Below are 6,979 nucleotides of genomic sequence, written 5' to 3'. Positions count from 1 at the left end.
TGATGGTTTTTTAGGTGGCCGATGGCACGCAGAAAAAATTATTAAAATTGACTATTTAAATAAATCTATGTCCATCCTGCAATCTTTAGATGAAATAAACTTATACAAATTCAAGAAGATAAAACTAGGTTTTCAAAAAGACTCGCAACAAAAATACACCACCGCATTTCCTAGAATCGAAATAAAAGTTCAAGGGATAGAATACCAAATGCTTTTAGATACTGGTGCAACATCAATATTAACCGATGCAGCGGCAAAGCATATACAAGGTACATCAAAGGTAGTAGGTACTTCTTTTATTTCAGCCAGTATTTTTGAAAATTGGAAAACTCAAAATCCAAGTTGGGCTGTTATTGAAAAGGCGGAGTCTAATACTGGAGAATCAATGATAAAGGTCCCTAAAGTTATGATTGCCGAGCAAGTTACAGGGCCGGTTTGGTTTACACGGAGGGCAGATAATAACTTCCACAAATTCATGTCATCAATGATGGATAAAAAAATAGATGGAGCTTTAGGTGGTTCGGCTCTTCAATATTTTGAATTGGTAATTGATTATATAGACGAGTCTGCATATTTAAAGAGTGAATTCTGAACAATTAACTTCTCAGCTGGCACGTACCCATTATGTCGGCTTCGAATGCTTGAACTCACACCGAACAACGGATATTCAGAATCTATTGGGATTAGCTAAGCGATACTAAGAGGAAGTTTTCCCCTTTTTTACATAGTAAAACAACCTTTCCTAAGAACAATATTTATTAATGTCAATAACTTACACTATTTGCTATTAATAGAAACTCATAAAATAAGGACGTTTTCGCGCTAGAATAGGGAAAGTGTCCACTGATAAAGCCGTTATGTAGCTTGGAGGATAATCATGCAACATGTCATAAATGTGTTAGAGCCTATTTTTCAAGAACATGGTTGTAGGGTCAAGTCGGCACCTGAGGAGTCTCTAACGATATTTAAACTCAGAGCTCATGGTCATGGTCATGGTGTTCCTGATGAGGTGACTAAACAGTTAACCTCCTTTTATTTACAAGTTGCAGAAGTTCCTTGTTTGGACTCATTTGTTGTACATGGTTGTAATGAAATCATCATATTCGAGTGGTGGCAGGACGGGGAGCTATGGCTAGGTACAAGGGATTATTACATTTTACGTTGGTCATCTGAGAAAGCACGTTTTTGTATTGGGGGATGCAAACAACGTAAGCTTCAGCAATGAAGAATAGTTTATAATGTTTTCCGATGCCGTTGTAGCTCTAGCCAATGTATATTCGTGATGTTGAGTTTTTATGCTACATAAGAAAGGTATTTAAACTAAACAAAAAAACAGTGAGTTACGATTTGTTTTGCTACGCATTTCACCCCACAATTTTTGTCCGCATAAGGCGGCGTTATTAACGTCCGCAATTGGCACTTACCTGCCAATAATAGTCATATCACTCCCACCGGCACTCGCGCATATTTACTTTGTCGCTTTTAAACAGCACACCTTCTGATAGTAGCTTTTCGCGCTGTTCTTGGTATTTTTCGCTACCTGCAGGGAATGATATTTTACCTTGGCTATTCACTACCCTGTGCCAAGGTATAACCGAGTCGTTTGGCATCATTTTTAATAAGCGCCCGACCAACCGTGAGTTTTGCGGGTAGCCCGCAAGTGCTGCAACTTGCCCGTAACTTGCTACTTTTCCTACTGGTATGCCTGCGATAACAGTATAAATAAGCGTTTCTTTATCAATATCCATTGTTGTTAGAATATTCCTTACTTAATTGTTTAAATTGCTCCCAGATAGTACGCGCTACAGGGCCGTGGTGCATTGCATGCTGCCTAAAGGCTCTAATTTGCGCGCTAAATTTATGCTCTCGGTCAGTTATGTGTATTTCTTGAAGTAAGCCTGCTTTTATTTCAGGGTCGCAGTGCTCTAAGCTCATCATTGCCCAACCCGCGCCTGAGAGTAAAAACGATTTTAGGGTAGATACATCATCAATTTTCATCATGGCGGAGCCTTTCGAGTACGATAGCCTGTCGCTGTCGATACTCAAGTCACTTTCAAACATGGCTAAACACGGATACGTTTGCAGTTCGCTATAGGTGAGTTTTTGAGGGAGTACGCCTTTAGCGCTCACAATGCCAATATCGAGCCTACCTATGGGGACGCTTTCTAAATCGCCTGTTGCATGAAATAAATCAAACCACGGGCCAATGCCTAATTCGGCTTGTCCGCTGTTTACTTGCTCTAATGAAATAAAGCGTTTTCCGCTTGTTAAGCTAAATTCTGTGCTTGTAAACAACCTAAAAGTATTACTTATGATCTCGTTGTAACTTTGCATATGGCAAAGTTGTTCGTAACAAATTCTAAATTGGGGCTCATTACCGAGTGCCAATTCTTTAGCAAGTTGTGCCAGCTCGTCGTTGGCATGCAAGAGTTGCTTCGCTTCGCGATGAAAAATACGCCCTTTTTCAGTAAGCTGTAATCGGTACTTACTTCTGTCTAGTAACTCAAACCCTATTTTTTCTTCTAGATTTTTAATAGCGAGTGTAAGCGCTGGCTGTGTTTTATGTAGCTTTAGTGCTGCCCCGCTTAAGCTCGCGCTTTGCACTATGGCATCTAAAATTATTAATTGATTCAGCTTCATATAGCACTCTGCAACATTATAAGTAAAACTTATTGAGTTTCTAAAATTTAATGATTTTTATTTTATATGTTTGCAGCGTATGCTGCACTTAATTATTTTGCCATCATTGCAACGGAGAAGACATGAAACTCTTTCGTCTATGTTTATTAACAACGACTTTACTTAGCTTAATAGCCTGTTCTGAGCCAGAACAACAAGTTAAAGAAGAGCCCATTCGCCCAGTTAAATTATTCAACATAGGTCATGATTCTCAAACTAACATTCGTAGTTTTCCTGCTGAAGTTGTTGCAAACCAAGGCTCGTACCTTGCTTTTAGAGTAAATGGCGAACTTATTAAGTTTCCGGTTCTTGCTGGTGAACACGTTGAAAAAGGTGATTTATTAGCAAAGCTAGACCCAGAAGATTTTCAGCTACAGTTTGACGAGCGTAAAGCACGCTTTGAACTGGCAAAATCACAACTTGGTCGTATTGAGCAATTGTTTGAGAAAAAAATCACCAGCCAATCAGAATTAGATCAAGCCACTGCTAATATGCAAATTGCTGAATCTGCATTTAGAATTGCACAAACGAACCTTGAGTACAGTGAACTACGCGCACCATTTTCAGGCACAGTGGCTAAGGTGTTTGTTAAAAACTTTGAAAATATTCAAGCAAAGCAAAATATATTACGCTTAGAAACACGCGATTTAATGGACGTAGAAATTCAGGTTCCTGAAAAAATAGTCGCTCGCTTTAAAAAAGGCACCGATTACCACCCTACTGTAAAGTTTGATGGCTTTGACGACAAAGAATACATACTTGATATTAAAGAGTGGGATACCCAAGCAGATCCTGCAACACTTACTTATAAAGTTGTATTTTCGCTACCAGTACCTGAGGACTTTAATTTACTAGCCGGTATGACGGGTAGCGTGCTTATTGATTTAAGTAAAGTAACGCGCTCGCAAGTTGCTTATACAATCTTACCTATCGAGTCGGTGTTTTCTGAGCCGCAAGAATCAATTGAAGATAACGCCTACGTATGGCTTTTTGATTCAAAAACTAGCCAAGTGCATAAACAAGCTGTAAAGGTTGGCCAGTTGCACCGCGATGGCATTGAAGTATTAAGCGGTATTGAAGAAGGCCAAATTGTGGTTTCTGCCGGTGTGCATTCACTAAAAGAAGGCATGAAAGTAAGAGCATGGAATAAAGAGCGAGGCTTATAATTATGAGCTTTGCACAACTCTCCATAGAGAAAAAAGTAATCAGTTGGATGTTTACGCTGCTGCTATTAATTGGCGGTAGTGTGTCGTACTTTGATTTAGGGCAACTAGAAGACCCTGAGTTTACGCTTAAAAAAGCCATGGTTATTACCATGTACCCTGGCGCTTCGCCGCAGCAAGTTGAAGAAGAAGTCACTTTTCCGATTGAAAACGCGATTCAGCAATTGCCTTATGTCGATTACGTTACGTCTATTTCATCTAACGGTAAATCACAAATTTCTGTAGAAATGAAAAGCAATTATCGTAAAGAACAGCTTCGCCAAATTTGGGATGAAATGCGTCGTAAAATTAACGACCTTTCTCCGTCATTACCCAGTGGTGTTTACCCAAGCACTATTTTGGACGACTTTGCCGATGTTTACGGTGTTATGTATTCGGTAACCGGCGATGGTTATTCGTATGATGAGCTTAAAGATTACATCGATTTTTTAAAGCGCGAACTGGTATTGGTTAAAGGCGTTAGTAAAGTAACCGTTGCGGGCCAACAACAAGCGCAAGTAATGGTTGAAGTTTCTACGCGTAAACTCGCTCAATTAGGTATTGCGCCAAGCCATATATTCCAGTTATTGCAATCGCAAAATACGGTATCTAACGCGGGTAAAATTCGCGTGGGCGATGAATCAATTCGCTTGCATCCTACTGGTGAATTTAAAGATGTAAAAGAGCTCGAAACCTTATTAATTTCAAAATCAGGTGCCAATGAGCTTATTTATTTAGGCGATGTAGCAAAGGTTTACAGAGAGTACGCAGAAGTACCAAATAACATTATTCGTTATAACTCTCAGCAAGCTTTACTTATTGGCGTGTCGTTTATGTCGGGTGTTAACGTGGTTGATGTGGGTAAAAACATAGACGAGCATTTAGCATCACTTGAATATCAACGCCCTCATGGTATTCACATAAATTCGGTATACAACCAACCACAAGAGGTTCAAAAATCGGTTGATGGTTTTATTATCAGCTTACTTGAAGCCATTGCGATTGTTATTGTTGTACTGCTGTTATTTATGGGTTTAAAAAGCGGCATTTTAATTGGTGGTATTTTACTGCTTACTGTACTGGGTACGTTTATATTTATGAAGTTGTTTGCTATCGACTTGCAACGTATATCGCTTGGGGCACTTATTATTGCTCTTGGTATGCTGGTCGATAACGCAATAGTCGTCACCGAAGGCATACTGATAAACCTCAAACGTGGCCAAACAAAACTCAAAGCGGCTGTTAATATTGTTGAGCAAACAAAATGGCCTTTACTAGGTGCAACAGTTATTGCAGTAACTGCATTTGCGCCAATTGGTTTAAGCTCTGATGCCAGTGGTGAATTTGCCGGTAGCTTGTTTTGGGTGTTGTTTATTTCGCTTTTATTAAGCTGGATAACAGCCATTACGCTAACGCCATTTTTTGCCAATTTAATGTTTAAAGAAAACGAATTTAAAAACGAAGAAGGCCAAGAAGATGAAGACCCATACAAAGGCTTTATTTTTAATGGTTACAAAGCGATTTTAGATTTAGCGCTGCACTTTAGAAAAACCACGCTTATATTAATGGTTGTTTTACTGTGTACTGCGGTTATTGGTTTTGGCTCTGTAAAACAGTCGTTTTTTCCTGCCTCTAATACACCTATGTTTTATGTAGATTACTGGCAAGAGCAAGGCTCTGATATTCGATCAACCCTTGAGGGCGTTAAAAAACTTGAAGAGTTTTTACAAAAAGAAGACCTTGTTGAAGAAGTAACAAGTACAACAGGCCAAGGTGCACCGCGCTTTATGCTTACCTACGCGCCAGAAAAATCATATCCCGCGTACGGGCAATTAATTATTCGTGTTGCCGACAGAGAAGCCGTAGCAACTGTAATGCAAACAGTGCGTGATTACTCAAGCAATCATGCACTCTCTGCACAGCTTAAAATTAAACCGATGGAAATTGGCCCCTCTACTGATGCAAAAATAGAAGCACGTTTTTCGGGCCCTGATCCTGTTATTTTAAGACAACTCGCTGCTACAGCCGAAGAATTGATTGGTAGCGACGATGGCGCCTATAATATTCGTGATGACTGGCGCGCACGTACTAAAATGATTCGCCCGCAATTTAACGAGCAAAAAGCACGTCGATTAGGCATTAGTAAATCAGACTTAGACAATGTATTACTAACGAGCTTATCGGGTAAACAAGTGGGCGTATATCGCGATGGCACGCAATTGCTACCCATTATTGCTCGCTCTCCTGCTAACGAGCGCTTAAACGTAGAAAGCGTACACGACCTTCAAATATACAGCCCAGTTCTTGGTGTATTTGTACCAGTGACTCAAGTTGTAGACGAATTTGATGTGCAGTGGGAAGACAGCCTAATAATGCGCCGCGATCGCAAACGTACTATTACAGTAATGGCCGATAATAATGTATTAGGGGATGAAACACCTGCAAAACTATTTGCCCGTATTCGCGGTCCGATAGAGAACATGGAACTACCGCGTGGTTACCAACTAGAATGGGGCGGCGAGTTTGAGTCATCAAGCAAGGCGCAAAAAGCAATATTTGGCTCATTACCGCTGGGTTATTTAGCTATGTTTGCAGTAACCGTACTACTTTTTAACTCGCTCAAACAGCCACTTGTTATTTGGGCAACTGTGCCGTTGGCTATTATTGGTGTAAGCGCGGGTTTGTTAGCTATGAATGCGCCGTTTAGCTTTATGGGGCTACTTGGTTTGTTAAGCTTAAGCGGTATGCTAATTAAAAACGGTATTGTATTAGTTGATCAAATAAATCTTGAATTAAGGGAAGGTAAATCGCCCTATGAAGCCGTGTTTGACTCTGGTGTGAGCCGTGTGCGACCAGTTGCAATGGCAGCTATAACGACTATTTTGGGTATGATCCCGCTGTTATTTGACGTGTTTTTTCAGTCAATGGCGGTAACAATTATGTTTGGTTTGGGCTTTGCTACAATTTTGACTTTAATTGTAGTGCCGGTACTGTACACGGTTATATTTAGAATTGATTACGAGCCACGTAAGTAGTTAAACATATAATTGGTTAACATTAAAAAATGCCACAGGCTCAAAATCCTGTGGCATTTTTAT

4 protein-coding genes and 1 pseudogene are annotated in these 6,979 nt (G+C 39.9%); 3 read left to right on the top strand and 2 right to left on the bottom strand.

Annotation, left to right across the window (positions count from 1 at the left end; translation table 11 throughout):
* Positions 1 to 592 (top strand): annotated as a pseudogene (locus GQR46_RS13995) (hypothetical protein); the annotation flags it as partial.
* Between the two features lie 850 nt (positions 593 to 1,442).
* On the opposite strand, the gene GQR46_RS13990 reads toward GQR46_RS13995, so the two are convergent.
* A complete protein-coding gene (locus GQR46_RS13990) occupies positions 1,443 to 1,748 on the bottom strand; it encodes an MGMT family protein (protein ID WP_165741271.1) in 306 nt (101 codons plus the stop codon).
* Positions 1,738 to 2,640, bottom strand: a complete 903-nt coding sequence (locus GQR46_RS13985) for a LysR family transcriptional regulator (protein WP_165741270.1) — start codon at positions 2,638 to 2,640, stop codon at positions 1,738 to 1,740. Before GQR46_RS13985 ends, GQR46_RS13990 begins: the two co-directional genes overlap by 11 nt.
* 122 nt (positions 2,641 to 2,762) lie before the next feature.
* Between GQR46_RS13985 and GQR46_RS13980 the strand changes: the two genes are divergently transcribed.
* Positions 2,763 to 3,845, top strand: coding sequence for an efflux RND transporter periplasmic adaptor subunit (locus GQR46_RS13980; protein ID WP_165728027.1), 1,083 nt, complete (start codon positions 2,763 to 2,765; stop codon positions 3,843 to 3,845).
* Between the two features lie 2 nt (positions 3,846 to 3,847).
* Positions 3,848 to 6,916, top strand: coding sequence for an efflux RND transporter permease subunit (locus GQR46_RS13975; protein ID WP_165728028.1), 3,069 nt, complete (start codon positions 3,848 to 3,850; stop codon positions 6,914 to 6,916).
* Positions 6,917 to 6,979: the final 63 nt, after the last annotated feature.

Source organism: Pseudoalteromonas sp. Z1A6 (genome assembly GCF_011378745.1).
Taxonomy (GTDB): Bacteria; Pseudomonadota; Gammaproteobacteria; order Enterobacterales; family Alteromonadaceae; genus Pseudoalteromonas; species Pseudoalteromonas arctica.
Note: the sequence above shows the minus strand (reverse complement) of the source record. Positions and strands in the feature narration are given on the sequence as shown.